The sequence below is a fragment of the Immundisolibacter sp. genome (assembly GCF_014359565.1).
Taxonomy (GTDB): Bacteria; Pseudomonadota; Gammaproteobacteria; order Immundisolibacterales; family Immundisolibacteraceae; genus Immundisolibacter.
Genome location: NZ_JACIZD010000003.1, coordinates 172,052 through 189,680, shown reverse-complemented (window position 1 = coordinate 189,680; position 17,629 = coordinate 172,052). Strand labels below are relative to the sequence as shown.

Below are 17,629 nucleotides of genomic sequence, written 5' to 3'. Positions count from 1 at the left end.
GTCAGGCCTCCACGCTGCGGCCGCGCTGCGGGAACAAGCCCCGCGGACGACGCTGGATGAACAGGATGATGAACACCAGCACCAGGATCTTGGCCAGCACGGCGCCCACCAGGGGCTCCATCAGCTTGTTGGCCACGCCCAGCGACAGCGCTGCCGTGAGCGTGCCCCACAGATTGCCCACGCCGCCGAACACCACCACCAGGAAGGCATCCACGATGTAGGCCTGCCCCAGATTCGGCCCGACGTTGGTCAGCTGCGACAGCGCCACCCCGCCCACGCCGGCGACACCGGCGCCAAGCCCGAAGGTCAGCGCATCGACCCGTGCGCTGCGCACGCCAAGCGCCCGCGCCATGGCACGGTTCTGCGACACGGCGCGCAGTTCCAGCCCGAAGCGGGTGAAGCGCAGTACCGCCAGCAGGGCGGCGAACACAACCAGGCTGAACAGGACGATGTAGAGGCGATTGAGCGTCAGCGACAGGGCCGGGTTGATTTCAATCGAGCCGCTCATCCATGACGGCGTCGCCACCTGGCGATTCAGCGGCGAGAACACGCTGCGCACCACCTGCTGCAGGATCAGGCTGACGCCGAACGTGGCCAGCAGTGTCTCCAGCGGCCGGCCATACAGAAAGCGGATCAGGGTCACCTCCAGCAGCACGCCCACGGCACCTGCGACCAGAAAAGCCAGCGGTATCGCCAACGGCAATGACCAGTCCACCGGCACCCACTGCTGCACCACGAAGGTGGTGTAGGCGCCGAGCATCAGAAACTCGCCATGCGCCATGTTGATGACGCCCATGACGCCGAAGGTGATGGCAAGACCAATCGCCGCCAGCAGCAGCACGGAACCGAGCGACAGGCCGAAAAATGCCATTTCCGCGGAGCGGTAAAGACCGACGCGCGCCTCGCTGCGCGCCAGCGCCCGGCGGGCTGCGTCGCGCACATCCTGCGACTGGGTGGCATCGTCCGCGACGGCGCCCAGGCGTACCCGCACCGACGGCTCGACGCTGCCGGCAAGCTGCCGGGTGGCGGCGATCTGCGTCCCGTGCTCCGTGCTGGACAGATCGGCCAGCGCGAGGGCCACGTCGATGGCGTCGCGCACGCCGTCATCGGTTTCCACGGAGCGCCGCTCGCGCAGCAGGTCCGCGCTGGCGGCATCCAGCGTTTCGTAAAGAGATCGCACCGCCGCTCGGCGCTGGCGCGGGTCAGGATCGGCCAGGCTCAGGCGCGCGATCAGCCCGTTCAGCTGGGTGCGCAGGCTGTTGTTGATCGGGATGCGCTTCAGGTCCAGGCGCTCGCCCTCACCCAGCGATGCGCCACTGACCGGATCGACAAGCTCGAAGTCCTGCCCCGCCGGCACTGCCAGCAGCACCCGCTGATCGGCCTTGCGGATTTGCAGGGTGCCATCCAGCAGGCCCTGCAGCACGGCGCGCGCCCACGGTTCGCCGCTGCCCGCGATCTGCTGCAACAGGGCCGGCTTGGCCAGGAATCCGGCCGTGGCAAGCGCCTGCACGGCGCCGGCGGCGTCCGCAGCCGGGGGCGGATCGGCAGCCGGTTCGGCGATGGCAGGCGCCACCAGCGCGCAGAACATCAGGCCCAGTCCCGCCAGGACGACCGGCAAGTATCGGATCGGGTTCAAGCGCTTCCCCGCTGGCACTGGATGGCAAGGAAACCCCGGGCGGTCTGCCCGCCCGAGGCCGGTCACATCACTCGTAGTTCTGTCCGGAGCACTTCTTGGTGACGGTGTTGTAGTTACCGCACTTCAGGGTGACCCAGTCGGCCTCGATGTCCTTGGAGCCTGGCAGGAAATCCGACCAGGCATCGCCCGGCACCAGACCGTCGGTCTGCCACACGGTCTCGAACTGGCCGTCGGCCTGGATCTCGCCGATCAGCACCGGCTTGGTGATGTGGTGGTTGGGCAGCATCTTGGCCGTGCCACCGGTCATGTTGGGCACCTCGATGCCGATGATGGCGTCGCTGACCTTGGCGACATCGGTGGTGCCGGCCTTCTCGACCGCCTTGGCCCACATGTGGAAACCGATCACGTGCGCTTCCATCGGATCATTGGTCACGCGCTTCGGATTCTTGATGAAGGCGTGCCATTCCTTGATGAAGGCGGCGTTCTCGGGCGTGTCCACACTCATGAAGTAGTTCCAGGCCGCCAGGTGACCGACCAGCGGGCCGGTGTCCAGGCCCGACAGCTCTTCCTCGCCGACCGAGAAGGCCACCACCGGGATGTCCTCGGCCTTGATGCCCTGGGCGGCCAGCTCCTTGTAGAACGGCACATTGGCGTCGCCGTTGATGGTGGACACCACGCCGGTCTTCTTGCCGGCCGCGCCGAACTTCTTGATGTCCGCGACGATGGACTGCCAGTCCGAATGCCCGAACGGCGTGTAGTTGATCAGGATGTCCTCGTCCTTCACGCCCTTGGATTTGAGGTAAGCCTCCAGGATCTTGTTGGTGGTGCGCGGGTACACGTAGTCGGTGCCGGCCAGCACCCAGCGCTTCACGCCCATCTCGTTCATGAAGTAATCGACCGCCGGAATCGCCTGCTGGTTGGGCGCGGCGCCGGTGTAGAACACGTTCTTGGACGATTCCTCGCCCTCGTACTGCACCGGGTAGAACAGCAGGCCGTTGAGTTCCTCGAACACCGGCAGTACCGATTTGCGCGACACCGAGGTCCAGCAACCGAACACCACGTCCACCTTGTCCTTGGCCAGCAGCTCGCGCGCCTTCTCGGCGAACAGCGGCCAGTTCGAGGCCGGGTCCACCACCACGGCTTCCAGCTTCTTGCCCAGCAGGCCGCCCTTCTTGTTCTGCTCGTCCACCAGCATCAGCACGGTGTCCTTGAGCGTGGTTTCGGAAATGGCCATGGTGCCGGACAGGGAATGCAGCACGCCGACCTTGATGGTGTCGGCGGCGTGCGCCAGGCCGCTGAGCAGCGCGCCGGCGGCGGCCAGCGCCAGGCGTCCGGCAAATCGGTTCTTGCGATCAGTCATGTGAGGTTCTCCTTTGCGGGTTGTTCGGATGCGGGGGATGCGGGCTAGATCTGCAGCTGCACGCCCAGGATGAAGAAATCGGTGGTCTCGCCACCGTCGAAATCGTCGGCGCCGTAGGTGGCGATGACCTTGGCTTTCTGGCCATCGATGATGTAGCCCAGACCCAGCTCCCAGCGGTCGTGGTCGGGCGCGTTGTCGTCATCCACGGCCTGGTAGCGCACGTGCGGCTGCAGCTTGCCGATGCCGAATTTCTGCGGCGTCAGGAAGCTCGCCAGCACGTAGTAGCCGTCACCCTGGTAGCCGAAGGCCGGCATCTCGTCGTCGTGGTCATAGTCGTAATAGGCCCCTTCCAGGCTCACCGCCCCGCCGTCGCCGACCTTGTGTTCCAGCAGCGCGTCCACGTTCCAGCCGAAGAAATCGCCCGGAGAGGCCCGGGTGCCGGTGCCGTCCGACTGGTACTGCGCGGCGGCGCCGAAAGTCAGGATGTTCTTCTCGCCGAAGTAGGAGCTGGTGGTGTAGAAGCCCGGCTCCGGATCCCACAGCGCCCACTGCAGGCGACCGGCAAACAGCAGGTTGTCGTCCTGGTTGGGGTTGTTCAGGTCGGTGATGCCGGAGTACGACGTGTCCATGCCGTCGTAGACGCCCAGGGCGTAGCCGAACACGCCGCCGTCGATCGAGCCGTTCACCGACACCCCTTCGTCGCGGCCGGCGAAGATGGCTGGATAGGCCTGCGCGATCGGGAAGGTCCACGCGTTCAGGTAGTACGGGCCGTCCAGGTTGGCACGGTCCGAGGGCGGCAGATGACGGCCGGCCCAGATGTTGAACTCCGGCGCGATGGTGAACTTGGCGATCGCATCCAGCACGCGGATTTCGTCGTCGTCACCGGTGTCGTAGCGCTCGGTGTTGAACTCCAGCAGGATGTATTGGTGGATCTGGGCGTTCAGGTACAGCCGGATGCTGTCGACCGTGAAGTCGTTGGAACGCCCATCGTCGGGCGCCGCGTCCTCCACGGAACTGAAGCTGGTACGCAGGCCGGCACCCACGGAGACCCAGTGCGTATCGTCGATGCTGAACTTGGCACCGGCGCTGGCGGCGTCAGCGGCAAACAGGCTGGCACCAGCCGTGGCTGCCAGCAAGGTGCGTCTTGCAAACCTTATTGAGGACATGCCCGTACTCCCTGGGTTAGGTCATGCCTCCTCCCCGATGGCGCGGTAGCTTCAGCAACTGCTGTGCCACCTGCTGCACCGCCTTGTATTCAAGTCGATCGACCTGCATCGACGCCGCCCCGGCAGACGCATCCTGGCTTCGGCGTGGTGCATTCATTCAGCATCGGGCACGAACTTGGGGCACCAGGCGGCCGGTATCAGCCGGGCAGCCCGCCCTCGCGCACGATGAATGCAATCACCGTGTCCAGTCCGGCACCGGTTTTGAGGCAGGTGAACACGAACGGGCGCTCGCCGCGCATGCGCCGGGAGTCGCGGTCCATCACCTCCAGCGATGCCCCGACATGCGGCGCCAGGTCGGTCTTGTTGATGATCAGCAGGTCCGAGCGGGTGATGCCCGGCCCGCCCTTGCGCGGAATCTTGTCGCCGGCCGCCACGTCGATCACGTACAGCGTCAGGTCCGACAGCTCCGGGCTGAAGGTGGCGGCCAGGTTGTCGCCGCCGGATTCCACGAACACCAGGTCGAGCGGCGCAAAACGGCGCGACAGCTCGGCCACGGCGGCCAGGTTCAGCGACGCATCCTCGCGAATCGCCGTGTGCGGACAGCCGCCGGTTTCCACGCCCATGATGCGCTCCGGAGCCAGCGCCCCGGCGCGGGTCAGGAACTCGGCATCCTCGCGGGTGTAGATGTCGTTGGTGACCACGGCGATCCGGTAGCGCTCGCGCAGGGCCTTGCACAGCGCCTCGGTGAGCGCGGTCTTGCCCGAGCCGACCGGCCCGCCGATGCCTACCCGCAGTGGGCCGGATTCAGAGCGCTGCGTCATCGTCACTCCCGTCGTGTATCAGGACCGAAACAGCCGGCTGTACTGCGTCTCGTGCCGGCAGCTGGCGATGGCCAGCGCCGGGGCACCGGCGCCGATGTCCTCGTCCGCCAGCGCCAGGCCGCGCCTGACGGCGGCCGGAATGGCAGCGGCGACCGTGTGGATCACTTGCTGCGCCGCCGCGTGGCCAAGCGGCACCGCGCGCAGGGCCGCGCTCGCCTGCGCCTCCAGCCATGCCCACAGCAAGGCCTGCGCGGCGTCCTGCACCGCAATGCCGTAATGCACCATCGCCAATGCATACAGCGCCAGCGCCGTGCGCTGTGGCCGCTCGGCCCAGGAGGCCGCACCCGGCACGCCAAGATCGACCAGCAGCGCCGCCCAGGCCGTGCCCAGTGCCCGTTCCTGTGCGCGCAGCTCGGCGCTGTCGCGCATGGCCAGCAGCAGTCCTGACCAGCGCTCGGCGGCCGCCTCGTCGGCACTGGCAAAGGCCGCCATCAGGCGCGCCAGCAGCGGCACCTCCAGCCCGGACAGTGTGTGCTCCAGCAGGCCGCCGATCCATTGCTGCGCCTGCAGCGGGTCGCGAATCCAGCCCAGCTCGACCGCGCTTTCCAGGCCCTGCGAATACGCGAAGGCGCCCACCGGCAGCGCGGCGCTGGTCAGCTGGCGCAGGCGCAGATCGGCGACCGGGTCAGTCATGATCGTGCGCATGTGCGTGGCCGGATACGGCGCCCGGCCCGTAGGCACCGGCTTCCGGCTCGAAGGGCAGCTGCGCGAGTTCCACCTGCAGGCCCAGCCCGCGCAGCATGTCGTCGAGCACGTGATCGTGCAGGTAGCGCAGCCAGCCGGGACCCAGCTGCACCGCAACGTGCCGATTGCCCAAGTGATAGGCACCGCGCAGCAGGACGAGAGGATCCCCAGCACACGCGATGGATACATCCTCCCGGGCCGCGCACACGGCAAGCACCTGCCCCTGGGCATCGGCCAGCAGGCTGCCGTCACGCAGCACCGTGCCGCGCGGCAGGTCGATCAGCGCCTCGCGGCCATCGTCCAGCAGCACGCGCTGACGCGACCGCACCCGGCGCTCGAACGGCAGCGTGACGGACCCGGCGCGGTGCATGCCGGTGGATGCGAAGCGGTCGAAACGAATCATGGGCAGCTCAACGCAAGACTCGGGCCAGACCCGCGGGCAATCGGTGCGCGAGGCGGATCGGGCGGCGGCGGCGGGCGCCAAGGCCGGCCACGCCTGCGATGGCCTACCGAAGAAACAGCCGGTAGGCCGCGCTTGCAGTCTCGTCCACGTACTCGAAACCGCCCTGGGCGAGGTGAGCCCGAAAACGCGCCCGCTCGGCCGGCGGCACCTGCAGCCCGACCAGCGCCCGCCCGTCGGCGGCACCGTGGTTGCGGTAATGGAACAGGCTGATGTTCCAGTGCGCGCCCAGGCGGGCCAGGAAATGGGCCAGCGCGCCCGGCCGTTCGTCGAAGGTGAACCGGTACAGCAACTCGTCCGGCAGCTGGCCGTGGCCACCGACCATGTGCCGCAGGTGCAGCTTGGCGGTCTCATCCTCGGTCAGGTCGACCACCGCATAGCCGTGCTTTCGCAGCTGTTCATACAAGGCCTGGCGCTGGTTGCCGGCGGTCTGCACGCCCACGTACACGTGCGCCTCCTCGGCACTGGCGTAGCGGTAGTTGAACTCGGTGATCTGGCGCGCGCCGATGGCTTCGCAAAAATGCAGAAAGCTGCCCGGCCGCTCGGGAATGGTGGCGGCGAAGATCGCCTCGCGTCGCTCGCCGATCTCGGCCCGCTCGGCCACGTAGCGCAGACGGTCGAAGTTCATGTTGGCGCCGGAGCACACGGCCACCAGCGTGCGGCCATGGCAGCGTTCGCGGGCCACATAGCGCTTCAGACCCGCCAGCGCCAGCGCGCCGGCAGGTTCCACGATGGCGCGCGTGTCCTCGAAGGTGTCCTTGATGGCGGCGCAGATCTCGTCCGGGTTCACCAGCAGCATCTCGTCCACGTACTGGCGCGCCAGGCGAAACGGCTCGCGGCCGACCTGACGCACCGCGGTGCCGTCGGCAAACAGCCCGACGCTGCGCAGGCTGACCCGTCGGCCGGTACGCAGGGAGCGTTCCATGGCGTCGGCGTCGTCGGCTTCCACGCCGATGATGCGAATTTCCGGGCGCAGGCGCTTGACGTAGGCGGCGATGCCGCCGATCAGCCCGCCACCGCCGACCGGCACGAAGATGGCGTCGCAGGGCCCCTGAAGCTGGCGCAGCAGCTCGGCGCCGATGGTGCCCTGCCCGGCAATCACCAGCGGATCGTCGTAGGGATGGATGAAGCTCAGGCCCCGCTCGGCGGCGAGAACCAGTGCGTGCCGGGCGGCGGCGGCGTAATCCTCGCCATGCAACAGCGCCTCGCCGCCCAGACGCTCGACGGCATCGATCTTGATCTGCGGCGTGGTGACCGGCATCACGATCAGTGCATGGCTGCCGAGGCGCTGCGCCGCCAGCGCCACGCCCTGCGCGTGGTTGCCGGCGGACGCCGTGATCACGCCGGCCTTCAGGGCCCGCCGCGTCAGATGCGCCATCTTGTTGTAGGCGCCGCGCAGCTTGAAGGAAAAAACCGGCTGCATGTCCTCGCGCTTGAGCAGCACGCGGTTGTTCAGACGCAGCGACAGGCTATCGGCCACATCCAGCGGCGACTCGATGGCCACGTCGTAGACGCGGGCATTGAGTGTCAATACCAGGTAGTCGCGCACGTTGGCTCCTTGTCGGGTAGCGCGCCCAACACGCATCGGGGCGACCGACATCGTCTCAGTGCTGGCTGCGGTTGCGCCGCTGGCGCCGCCGCACGCGCCTTTCCCAGATGCGCCGCGTGCGCAGGCGCAGCAGCCAGCCGGCCAACAGGTAGGTCAGCAGCCCGCAGGTGGTGGCCATCACGGCCAAACCGAGCACGGTGGGAATGCCGACCCGGCGCCACCAGGTGCGCGGTGGCGGATACTCGACTGCTTCCTGCAGCTGCTCCGGCGGATGGTCGAACGCGTCGCGGCGCTGTGGGTCCTGGCCGATCAGACGCGAGCCGATGCGGTAGGCGCCATAGTAGATAACCGGGAAAGTGACCGGGTTGGTCACCAGCGTGCTGACCGCCGCCACCGGCACGTTGGCACGCATGACGACAGCCACCACGGCGGCGGCTGGCATTTGCGCCAGCGGCAGCATGAGGCCGAAAAACACACCGATGCCCACACCCAGAGACACGCCGCGGCGGCTCATGTGCCACAGCCGCGGGTGGTGCAGGGCCGGACCCATCCAGCGCAGCCAGCGCCGGTGACGCAGCTGCGCGGCGTCGTGCAACAGGCGGCGCCAGCGATTCATCGCCGCGCCGGGCTTGCCTTGACATCTGCTCATGGCAGGCCAGCCAACCTCGGCACGCAGGCCGTCTCGACCTTTTGCTCGACAGCCCGGCACAAGGCGGTGAGGAGGCTGGGCCGGCCGCCCACAGCGATCCCCGGCAACCCGACACCGGCACCCGGACTGCACCATCCTGCAGCGGGACTGCGGCCCGCAACACCGAATCCAGACTCGCCACCAGCAGTCTTGCACCTGATCGCGGGCCGGTGATGGTGGTCAGCAAGGCAGTAAGGTCGTAGCAAAAGGTTATCCATGTAGGCACAGCATGCTGGTGGCCATGCCACTACTCAGGCCCGATGACCTCAGATCGGGGCAGCGGGTCCTGGCCGTGCCGTAGTGCGTCACCGCCCGGGCACCGGACGGCCTCGGTCTTGATCTTCGGCTCGGTGATCGGCGTCACGGTCAGTGTGTCTGCCCGGACGACGCGCGGGCAGCGCCTCGGCCTGCGCATGGTTCTGTCCGACACGGTGCGACACCACCTGCCGCAACAGGCGCGGCCTTGTCAATTGTAGGCACTGCGCAGCTTGAGCGAAAATATCGGCTGCAGGTTCTGGCGTGCATCTCTATTTTGATGCGCAGCGACAGGCTCTCGGCGGCGTGGAGGGGCAATTCAATGACCACGTCGCAGACACCGGCGTTCCGTCGGAGCACCCGATAGTCGCCGGCATCGGGTTCCCTTCGGCTGAGAAAAGCCCCCTATGGAAGCGCTGAATAAATCCATCCTGGATCTTTCAGCGCCCGAGGCGACCGATGGGCAAAAAAACGCCGGCTGGGGCGTGCAGTCCCCAGCCGGCGTTTGTCAGCCAGGACCGATCAGGCCGCCATCACGAAGATGGCAATGATGCAGGCCAGGCCGCCCACGTAGGACAACGAGCGCAGCGTCGCCTGATCGGCGATGTAGAACACCGCATGCAGCACGCGCAGCGCCACGAAGGCCAGCGCCAGCTGATCCAGCGTGCCCTGCGCCAGGCCGGTCAGGTGGCCGATGATCACGGCCGCCGCGAACGGCGCGAAGTTCTCCAGCGCATTCTGCTGCGCCCAGTCGGCGCGCTTGCGCCAGCCGGTTGCCGCGGCCAGGCTCTCGCGCGGCCGGCTGTTGTCAAAGCCGCCGCTCTTGGCCAAGGCGCCCAGCACCGGCGGAAAGAACACCAGTGCCAGCACACACCAATAGGCTATCGTCATGCTCCCCTCCGATCACGTTGTTAAGGGCTGAACTTCTGCAATCAGGCCACCGCCGGCAGCCCTTCCCGCCGGTACGCCTGTTCAAGAAACCGCCGCTGCATCCAGCTTTCCAGGTCGACCGGCCCCAGATAGCCGTGGCTTTGCATGAAATCGATCTGCACCTGCAGCAGGCGGCGCAGTTCCGGTCCGAACGATGGCCACAGTTTCTTGTGGAAGTCCGGCTCGTAGGTGTTGCGGATGTCGTCCGCCGACACACCCAGCTCACGGGCCATGGTTTCGGCCGCCTCGGCCGGGTGCGTGACCGCCCAGTTGGCGGTGCGCACCAGCACCTGCAGGTAGCGTTCCACGGCCTCGGGCGCCTCCCTGGCCAGGCCGGCGCTGACGGTGATGATGCGCGGGTTGGCGTTGACCATGTGTGCGCGATCGGTCTGGTCGGTCATCAGGTCGTACAGCTTGCGGATGCGCCCGGCATAGCGGCGCTCGATCAGGCCGACCTCGGCGTTCTTGCAGAAGATGGCGTCCACCTCGCCGCGCAGCAAATAAGCGACGTCGGGGTCGTACAGGCTCGGCCGGTCACCCTGCTGCAGGTCCGCGTTGATGCTGCCGTGCATGTCGTCGTTGACGGTCATCTCGACGAACCTGACGTCCGACTCGGCCATGCCGTTGGCGGCGAGGGTCGAGTAAAAGCCCTTGTGGGCGTTGACCTTCATGAAATCGATCAGGATGTACGGACGCACCGGCAGCCCGCAGCGGCGGCCAGCCAGATCCTGCACGCGCTGCGCCTTGTCGTCGGCACGCACGAACACGGCCAGCGAGTCGGCGACGAAGGTCAGGCCCACCGCCAGCGTGTCGGCGCCGCGCGTGCGCGCCCACAGCGGCGGGATGGCGCCGCCCTCGCGGAACGAGTCGGCCAAGCGGTGATCGAAATGCGTGTCCGCCTGCGACGGGCCCAGTTCCTTGATGTTGCGAACCTCGAACGCGGAACCGGCAAACTCCTCGTCGAAGGACTTGCGCTGAAAGGCGATACCGGAAGCCGTGGCCACCGGACAGCGCGTATACCATAGGGTTCGGGGCATGTTCATTCCTCCTCGCCGCACCTGAGGAAGCCCCCGGATGCTTGAATGCGGGCACTTTAGCCCCCAGCTGCCAGCATCGACAACCGCCAACAGGCTCTCTCGTGCCAGATGCGATGACTAACAACGAATTCGAGACCCCCGCCGCCGCCGAGGCTGCGTTCTACAAGGCCCTGGAAGCCGCCGACACCGCGCTCATGCAGGCGGTATGGGACGAAGGGCCTGACTTGGTGTGCGTGCACCCAATGTGGCCGGAACTGCACGGTCACCGCGCCATCTTCGCCGCCTGGCGGCGCATGTTCGCGGCCGGCCCGCACCTGACGGTCAGCACCGTGCCGGTGCTGCAGCGCCGCGATGGCGATCTGGCCACGCACGTGGTCCACGAGCAGCTTGGCCTGCGCGGCGAGGAGACCCAGCAGCCACCGGTCGTGGCGACCAATGTCTATCGGCACACGGCGGCTGGCTGGCGGATGATCCTGCACCACGCCTCGCCGACGCCGACCGTCACCATCGACGAAGACACCGTCCTGCACTGAGCCCGCCAGGACGTCGGCTTCACCCCATCTCATGGTCCCGCAACGATGAGCCTGCTGTTCGAGCCTCTTGGCCTGCGCTCGGTACGTTTTCGCAATCGCGCCTGGATGTCGCCCATGTGCCAGTACAGCGCCGTCGGCGGCGTGGTGCAGGACTGGCACAGCGTGCATTACATCAGCCGCGCCGTCGGCGGCGCCGGCATGGTGATGGTGGAAGCCACCGCCGTGACCGCCGAGGGCCGCATCAGCCCTGGCGATCTTGGCCTGTGGAATGCCGACCAGCTGGCCCCACTGCGCCAAATCGCCTCCGGCATCCGGCACCACGGCGCCGTGGCCGGCATCCAGCTCGCCCACGCCGGGCGCAAGGCGTCGATGCGCGTGCCCTGGGAAGGTGGCACGCCGCTCGCCCTCGCCGATGGCGGCTGGCGTGCCGTTGCGCCCAGCGCGCTGCCGTTCGCGCCGGATCACGCCGTGCCCACAGCACTCGAACCGGTACATCTGGACGTGCTGCTGGACCAGTTCGTGCACTCCACCAAACTGGCCTTGCAGGCCGGCTTCGAGGTGCTGGAACTGCACATGGCACACGGCTATCTGCTGCATTCCTTTCTGTCGCCGCTGTCGAACCGGCGCACGGACGAATACGGCGGCAGCCTCGACAACCGGCTGCGTTTTCCGCTGCGGGTGGCTCAGGCAGTGCGCGCCGCCTGGCCGGCCGAGCTGCCGCTGCTGGTGCGCGTGTCCTGCACCGACTGGACGGAGGGTGGCTGGGATCTGCCGTCCACGCTCGAATTCGCCCGCCGGCTCAAGGCACTGGGTGTCGATCTGCTGGACTGCTCAAGCGGCGGCACGGTGCCGGATGCAAAACCGCCCGTGGGTCCGGGTTACCAGACCCGGTTTGCGGCGGCGGTGCGCGAACAGACGGGGTTGGCCAGCGGCGCGGTCGGCCTGATCACCAGCCCCGAACAGGCCGAACATATCCTGCGTACTGGCCAGGCCGATGCGGTGTTCCTGGGCCGCGCTCTGCTGCGCGATCCGTACTGGCCGCTGCATGCCGCGACGGCCTTGCGCGGCGCAGTGGACGACTGGCCGGCGCCGTACCAGCGCGCCCGGCCCGGCTGACCGCAGGGCGTTCTAGACCGCGACCGGCACGTCGGCGAACTGCATCCGGTGCAGCCTGGCATAGGCACCGCCCTGGCGCAGCAGGGACGCATGATCACCGCGCTCGACGATGCGCCCGTCCTGCATCACCAGGATCAGGTCGGCGTTCTCGATGGTCGACAGGCGGTGCGCGATAACCAGCGTGGTGCGGTGGCTCATCAGTGCGTCGAGCGCCGCCTTGATGTGCCGCTCCGATTCGCTGTCCAGGGCCGAGGTGGCCTCGTCCAGGATCAAAATCGGCGCGTCCTTGAGCAGCGCCCGGGCAATGGCGATGCGCTGGCGCTGGCCGCCGGACAGCAGCACGCCGTTGTCGCCGACCAGGCTGTCCAGACCCTGCGGCAACTGGCGGATGAATTCCATGGCATGCGCCTGCTCGGCGGCGCGCACGATGTCGGCCTCGCTCACCTCGCCGCGGCGACCGTAGGCGATGTTGCTGCCCACCGTGTCGTTGAACAGCACCACGTGCTGGCTGACCAGCGAGATCTGCGCCCGCAGCGAGGCCAGCGTCAGCTCGCGGATGTCGATGCCATCGATCAGGATGCGCCCGGCCTGCGGCTCGTAGAAGCGCGGCAGCAGACCGACCAGGCTGGTCTTGCCCGAGCCGGAGCGCCCGACCAGCGCCACCCGCTGGCCGGGCTTGGCGTGCAGCGACACGCCGCGCAGCACCGGCGCCGGGCTGGTCGCGTAGGAAAACACCACGTCCTGATACTCGACCTCGCCCCGCGCACGGACCAGCTCGCGCCGGCCGGTGTCCGGCTCGGCCAGCTCGTCGATCAGCCCGAACACGCTGCGCGCGGCGGTGATGCCCTTCTGCAGCACGCCGTTGACCTTGGTCAGGCGCTTGACCGGCGCCTGCAGCATGGTCACCGCCACGATGAAGGACGTGAACCCGCCGACCGTGGTGCGCTCGGTGCTGGCAAAGGTGGTGGCGGCGTACAGGATGCCGGCCATGGTCAGCGCGATCAGCAACTGCACCACGCCGTTGCCCAGCGCGTCCACGGACACCCATTTCATGTGCAGGTGGCGGTTGCGCTCCGACAGCCGATCGAAGCTTGCCGATTCGCGGTCCTGGCCGTTGAACAGCTTGGTCACCAGGTGGCCTTCCACCACCTCGCCGGCGGCGGCGGTGATGCTGCCCATGGAGGACTGAATGTGCGTGCTCAGGCGCCGAAAGCGCTTCGACACCGCGCTGATGCTGGCCGCCATGCCCGGCCCGACCACCAGGAAGATCAGCGCCAGTTTCCAGTTCAGGTAGAACATCCAGCCCAGCAGCCCCAGCACCGCCACGCTGTCCTTGAGCAGCGTGGTCAGGGCGTCGCTGGTGGCGCCGGCCACCATCTCGACGTCATAGGTGACCTTGGAAATCAGCGCGCCGGAGGCCTGGCGGTCGTAAAAACTCGCCGGCAGGCGCAGCAGGTGGTCGAACATGGCCGTGCGCAGGTCCTTGATGACCCGCCGCGCCACCCAGTTCATGCCGAAGTCGGCGATGAAGCTGCACACCAGGCGCACCACGAACAGGCCGACCATCACCACCGGCAACCAGCGGATGGTCTGCGGGTCGCGCTCGACGAAGCTGCCGTCGAGCATCGGCTTCATCAGGGCGGCGAAAGCCGGATCCGTGGCGGCGCCGCCGATCATGCCGATCAGTGCCAGCGCGAACACCCGCCAGTGCGGTCGCGCGTAGCCAAGCAGGCGGGCGTAGATCTGCCAGCGGGCGGCGCTGTCGACCGCGTCGGTCATGGCGTCTTGCCCGCCGTCTCCACGGCGAAGGTGAGGTGCTCCAGCCCTGCCTCGCGCGCCGCGGTCATGGCGGCGATGACCCGCTCGTGGGGCGTGTTGCGGTCGACCGACAGCACCAGCACCGGCTCCTTGCGCCCGCTGGCTGCGCGGCGCAGCGCCGCCGTCAGACCGACCACGTTGTCGGCGGCCAGGGTTTCCTGACCGACCGCATATTCCCCCGCGGCGCTGATGGCCAGCTCGATCGTGTTGTCGGTGGGCGCGGTGGCGTCACTGGCCGCCTGCGGCAGCTCCACCTTCAGCTGCCCCAGGCGACTGAAGCTGGTGGTGACCATCAGAAAGATCAGCAGCACCACCAGCACGTCGATCAGCGGCACGAAGTTCAATTCCACATCGTCCGGCCTGCGCCGGGTGCGAAAGTTCATGCGCGCAAGGCCGCCCGGTCGCGGTGCAGACGGGCGGCCAGCTGCGCCAGGGATTCGGCCAGCTCCGCCGCCTGACGCTCCAGATCGGCCACCAGCTCGTCGACCCGGCCGCGGTAATAGCGGTGAAAGATGTAGCTTGGGATGGCCACGAACAGGCCGAAGGCCGTGTTCACCAGCGCGACCGAAATGCCGCTGGCCAGCTTCTCGGGCGCGCCCAGGCCGGTCATGCCGATGGCGTGGAAGGTCTCGATCATGCCGATCACGGTGCCGAACAGGCCGATCAGCGGCGAGACGGTGGCCAGCGTGCCCAGCATGTTCAGGTAGCGCTCGAGCTCCAGCGCCAGGTGACGGCCGGTGTCCTCCACGTTCTCGCGCTGGCGCTGGCGGTCCTCGCCGCCGTGCATCAACACCGCCGCCAGGATTCGGCCCAGCGGCGAGTGCTGGCGCAGGTTGTTGATACGGGCCGCATCCACCTGCCCGGCGATGCACCAGTTCTGCACTTCCTGCAGCAAACCGGGCGGCAGCACCCGCCTGCGCTGCAGCGACCAGGCCCGCTCCAGCACGATGCCGAGCGCCAGGACGGAGCACAGGACCAGCGGAATGACCGGCCAGTCACCGGCCTTGAGCAATTCCCACACGGCGGCCGAGACCCGATGTTGAAGGATGGGGATGGACAGACAGACCCCGCCGCGGCGGCGGGCTGGCAGTCTATCACGGTGCCTGCGGCGCCCCGGCCCGCCACCAGCGGCCCCGACGGGCACGCTGCGCCGTCACTTCGAGGCCCTGCGGGCCGGCTGCGATGAGCAGCGCACCGGCGTCCGCCGTGTTCCACAACCGCGCACCAGCCGCCGCGTAGGCCGCGGTGACGAGCGGATGCGGATGACCAAAGCGACTGCGGTAAGCGGCGGAGAAAATCACCTCCCGCGGCGCCAGGCGGGCAATCAACGGCGGATACAGCGCGCCCCGGCTGCCGTGATGCGGCGCCACGACCACATCGACCGGGTCCAGCACATTGGCATCCAAAAGGCAGCGCTGCGCAGGCGGTTCCACGTCCCCGGTCAGCAGCATGGAGGCGCCGCCGGCAGCGCGGACCAGCAGCACGCACGACTGGTCATTGTCCCCAGCCGTGGCCAGGTGGTCGCCCGGGTGAAACTGCCGGAATTGCACGCCATCCCAGGTCCAGCCGTACCCGTCACGGCAGGGCTCGACGCCGCTCACACCCCTGATCTGCCTGGGCGTGCCGCTGACGATGCCGCCGGTGCGGATGCCATCTGCGATGTCGGCCGCGGCGCCGGCATGATCGGTATCGGCGTGCGACAGCATCAGCAGGTCCAGGTGCCGCACGCCCAGGCGCGCCAGCTCGGGCAGCACGATGGCCTCGCCGGCACTGAAACGCTCCGAAAAGCGCGGCCCGCTGTCATAGACCAGCGCATGATTGCGGGTGCGCACCACCACCGCCAGACCCTGACCGACGTCGAGCACGGTGGCACTGAACGCCCCTGCGGGCGGCAACGACGGTCGGTAAAGCACTGCCGGCAGGCACCACAGCACACCCAGCCAGCGGCCCGGAAACCCGCGCGGCAACAGCAAGATCAGCACGCCAAGCAGGCAGGCGGCAAGCAGCGGCCACGGCACCGGCGGCCACAACAGCCCGGGCGCCAGCCCGCGCAGCGCCTCCAGCACCGCCAGGGTGCCGGCGCATACGCCCTGCGCGCCGAGCAGCAGCGGCCCGGCCAGCGCCGGCACGGGCAGGGTGAGAACGCCCAGCAGCGTCAGCGGCACTGCCACCAGACCGAGCAGCGGCACGGCGAGCAGATTGGCCGGCACCGAGGTGGGCGACAGCAAACCGAAGAAGCCGAGCGTCAACGGCGTCAGCGCCAAGGCCACCGCCAGCTGCAGGCGCACGGCGCCGAGCGTTCCCTCGCGCGCCCGCCGCCACACCCCGCGCACACGATCCGGCTGCCGAGCGCCGGACGCCGGTTCGTCGTCAGCGCGCCCGTGCAGACGGCCCAGCGCCAGCCACAGCAGGATGCCGACCGCGCCGAACGACAGCCAGAATCCGCTCGCCAGCAAGGCCAGCGGATCGAACAGCAACACCACCAGTCCGGCCAGCGCCAGCAGGCGCGCCGGCGAAGTCTCACGTCCGCTCGCGGCGCCCAGCGCGGCCACGCTGAACATCAGCGCCGTGCGCCGCGCCGGCACCGCAAACCCGGCCAGCGCCGCGTAGCCGAATACGCCCAGCGCCGCCGCCACTGCCGCAGCGCGGGGCGCCGGCAGCCGTCGCGCCAGACCGGGCAGATGCCGCCATAGCCAGCCGACCAGCGCGTACACCAGCAGTCCGCTCAGGGCCACATGCAGGCCGGAAATCGCCAGCAGATGCGCCGTGCCGGTTTCGCGCAGCGTGCGCCAGGTCGCCGGGCTCACCGCGCCGGTGACGCCGATGGCGAGACCGCGCACCATGCGCGCCGCATCGTCCTGCCCAAGGTATCGGTCGAGCCGCTCGGCGATGGCCTGGCGCAGGCGCTGCACCGGCGCCGCCAAGGTCGATGCCGGCAGCCGCGCCGCGCCGGGGCGCACATAGCCGGTGGCGTCGATGCCCTCGCCGACTAGCCAGCGCTCGTAGTCGAATCCGGACGGATTGCTGAAACCGCGCGGCGCCTTCAGGCGCACCGGCAACTGCCAGCGCTCGCCGGCGCGCAGCGCCGGACGCTCGCCATACCAGGACAACAACACCCGGCGCGGCCCACGCACGGGCTCGCCGGCCACGATGAGTCGCTCGACATCGACGCGCAATCGAGTCCGCAGCGCATCGCCCTGTGGCAGGTCGCTGACGACCCCAAGCAGCAGCGCATCACGGCCCTCGAACACCACCGGCAGGCGACTGGCAAGCGTCCGCTGTGCCACATGCAAACCAAAGGCACCACTTGCTAGGCACACCGCCAGCAGGAGCAGCACACGCCGTCGTCGACCCAGCACGACGCATGCAAGCCCGGCACCCGCCGTGGCCGGAACCAGCACGCAGGGAGCTACGGCAGGCAGCCACAGCGCCACGCCCAGGCCGGCGGCGAACGCCACTGCAACGGTAGCCATACTGGGCAATATCCACGCCTCCCCCGACCCGACGGCCCACAGA

The 17,629-nt window shown here is 68.5% G+C and carries 16 protein-coding genes; 2 read left to right on the top strand and 14 right to left on the bottom strand.

From position 1 onward, the window contains the following. Position 1: 1 nt before the first annotated feature. From urtB to H5U26_RS06845, 10 genes are all read right to left on the bottom strand, one after another. Entirely contained in the window at positions 2-1,636 is a 1,635-nt protein-coding gene (urtB, locus tag H5U26_RS06890) for an urea ABC transporter permease subunit UrtB (protein ID WP_290618001.1), read from the bottom strand. 67 nt (positions 1,637-1,703) lie between these two features. Beyond that, the gene (urtA, locus tag H5U26_RS06885) at positions 1,704-2,996 is read right to left on the bottom strand and encodes an urea ABC transporter substrate-binding protein (RefSeq protein ID WP_290617999.1); all 1,293 of its coding nucleotides are present in this window, start codon (positions 2,994-2,996) and stop codon (positions 1,704-1,706) included. 44 nt (positions 2,997-3,040) lie between these two features. Continuing rightward, the gene (locus H5U26_RS06880) at positions 3,041-4,162 is read right to left on the bottom strand and encodes a hypothetical protein (protein WP_290617997.1); all 1,122 of its coding nucleotides are present in this window, start codon (positions 4,160-4,162) and stop codon (positions 3,041-3,043) included. Between the two features lie 197 nt (positions 4,163-4,359). Beyond that, positions 4,360-4,983, bottom strand: a complete 624-nt coding sequence (ureG, locus tag H5U26_RS06875; protein WP_290617995.1) for an urease accessory protein UreG — start codon at positions 4,981-4,983, stop codon at positions 4,360-4,362. Between the two features lie 18 nt (positions 4,984-5,001). Next, complete coding sequence (locus tag H5U26_RS06870) at positions 5,002-5,676, bottom strand: urease accessory UreF family protein (RefSeq protein WP_290617993.1); 675 nt, start codon at positions 5,674-5,676, stop codon at positions 5,002-5,004. Beyond that, positions 5,669-6,130, bottom strand: a complete 462-nt coding sequence (gene ureE, locus H5U26_RS06865; RefSeq protein ID WP_290617991.1) for an urease accessory protein UreE — start codon at positions 6,128-6,130, stop codon at positions 5,669-5,671. Before ureE ends, H5U26_RS06870 begins: the two co-directional genes overlap by 8 nt. Positions 6,131-6,233: 103 nt before the next feature. Next, on the bottom strand, positions 6,234-7,772 hold the full coding sequence (gene ilvA / locus H5U26_RS06860) for a threonine ammonia-lyase, biosynthetic (RefSeq protein ID WP_290618271.1): 1,539 nt from the start codon (positions 7,770-7,772) through the stop codon (positions 6,234-6,236). 19 nt (positions 7,773-7,791) lie between these two features. Next, positions 7,792-8,385: a DUF2062 domain-containing protein gene (locus tag H5U26_RS06855; protein WP_290617989.1), complete on the bottom strand. Its 594-nt coding sequence runs from the start codon at positions 8,383-8,385 to the stop codon at positions 7,792-7,794. Positions 8,386-9,201: 816 nt separating this feature from the next. After that, positions 9,202-9,570, bottom strand: coding sequence for an MAPEG family protein (locus H5U26_RS06850; RefSeq protein WP_290617987.1), 369 nt, complete (start codon positions 9,568-9,570; stop codon positions 9,202-9,204). 41 nt (positions 9,571-9,611) lie between these two features. Further along, a complete protein-coding gene (locus H5U26_RS06845; protein WP_290617985.1) occupies positions 9,612-10,646 on the bottom strand; it encodes a hypothetical protein in 1,035 nt (344 codons plus the stop codon). A 113-nt stretch (positions 10,647-10,759) separates the two neighbouring features. Here H5U26_RS06845 and H5U26_RS06840 point away from each other — a divergent pair, with 113 nt between their 5' ends. Continuing rightward, positions 10,760-11,179, top strand: coding sequence for a nuclear transport factor 2 family protein (locus H5U26_RS06840; RefSeq protein ID WP_290617983.1), 420 nt, complete (start codon positions 10,760-10,762; stop codon positions 11,177-11,179). A gap of 45 nt (positions 11,180-11,224) precedes the next feature. Then, the gene (locus tag H5U26_RS06835) at positions 11,225-12,295 is read left to right on the top strand and encodes an NADH:flavin oxidoreductase/NADH oxidase (protein ID WP_290617981.1); all 1,071 of its coding nucleotides are present in this window, start codon (positions 11,225-11,227) and stop codon (positions 12,293-12,295) included. Positions 12,296-12,307: 12 nt separating this feature from the next. On the opposite strand, the gene msbA is transcribed toward H5U26_RS06835, so the two are convergent. The 4 genes from msbA to H5U26_RS06815 form a co-directional block, all read right to left on the bottom strand. Then, the gene (msbA, locus tag H5U26_RS06830; RefSeq protein ID WP_290617979.1) at positions 12,308-14,074 is read right to left on the bottom strand and encodes a lipid A export permease/ATP-binding protein MsbA; all 1,767 of its coding nucleotides are present in this window, start codon (positions 14,072-14,074) and stop codon (positions 12,308-12,310) included. Beyond that, complete coding sequence (locus H5U26_RS06825) at positions 14,071-14,496, bottom strand: biopolymer transporter ExbD (RefSeq protein WP_290617977.1); 426 nt, start codon at positions 14,494-14,496, stop codon at positions 14,071-14,073. The genes msbA and H5U26_RS06825 overlap by 4 nt, the downstream gene beginning before the upstream one ends. Continuing rightward, positions 14,493-15,134, bottom strand: a complete 642-nt coding sequence (locus tag H5U26_RS06820; RefSeq protein ID WP_290617975.1) for a MotA/TolQ/ExbB proton channel family protein — start codon at positions 15,132-15,134, stop codon at positions 14,493-14,495. Before H5U26_RS06820 ends, H5U26_RS06825 begins: the two co-directional genes overlap by 4 nt. Positions 15,135-15,207: 73 nt before the next feature. After that, entirely contained in the window at positions 15,208-17,586 is a 2,379-nt protein-coding gene (locus H5U26_RS06815) for a DNA internalization-related competence protein ComEC/Rec2 (RefSeq protein ID WP_290617973.1), read from the bottom strand. Positions 17,587-17,629 lie beyond the last annotated feature (43 nt).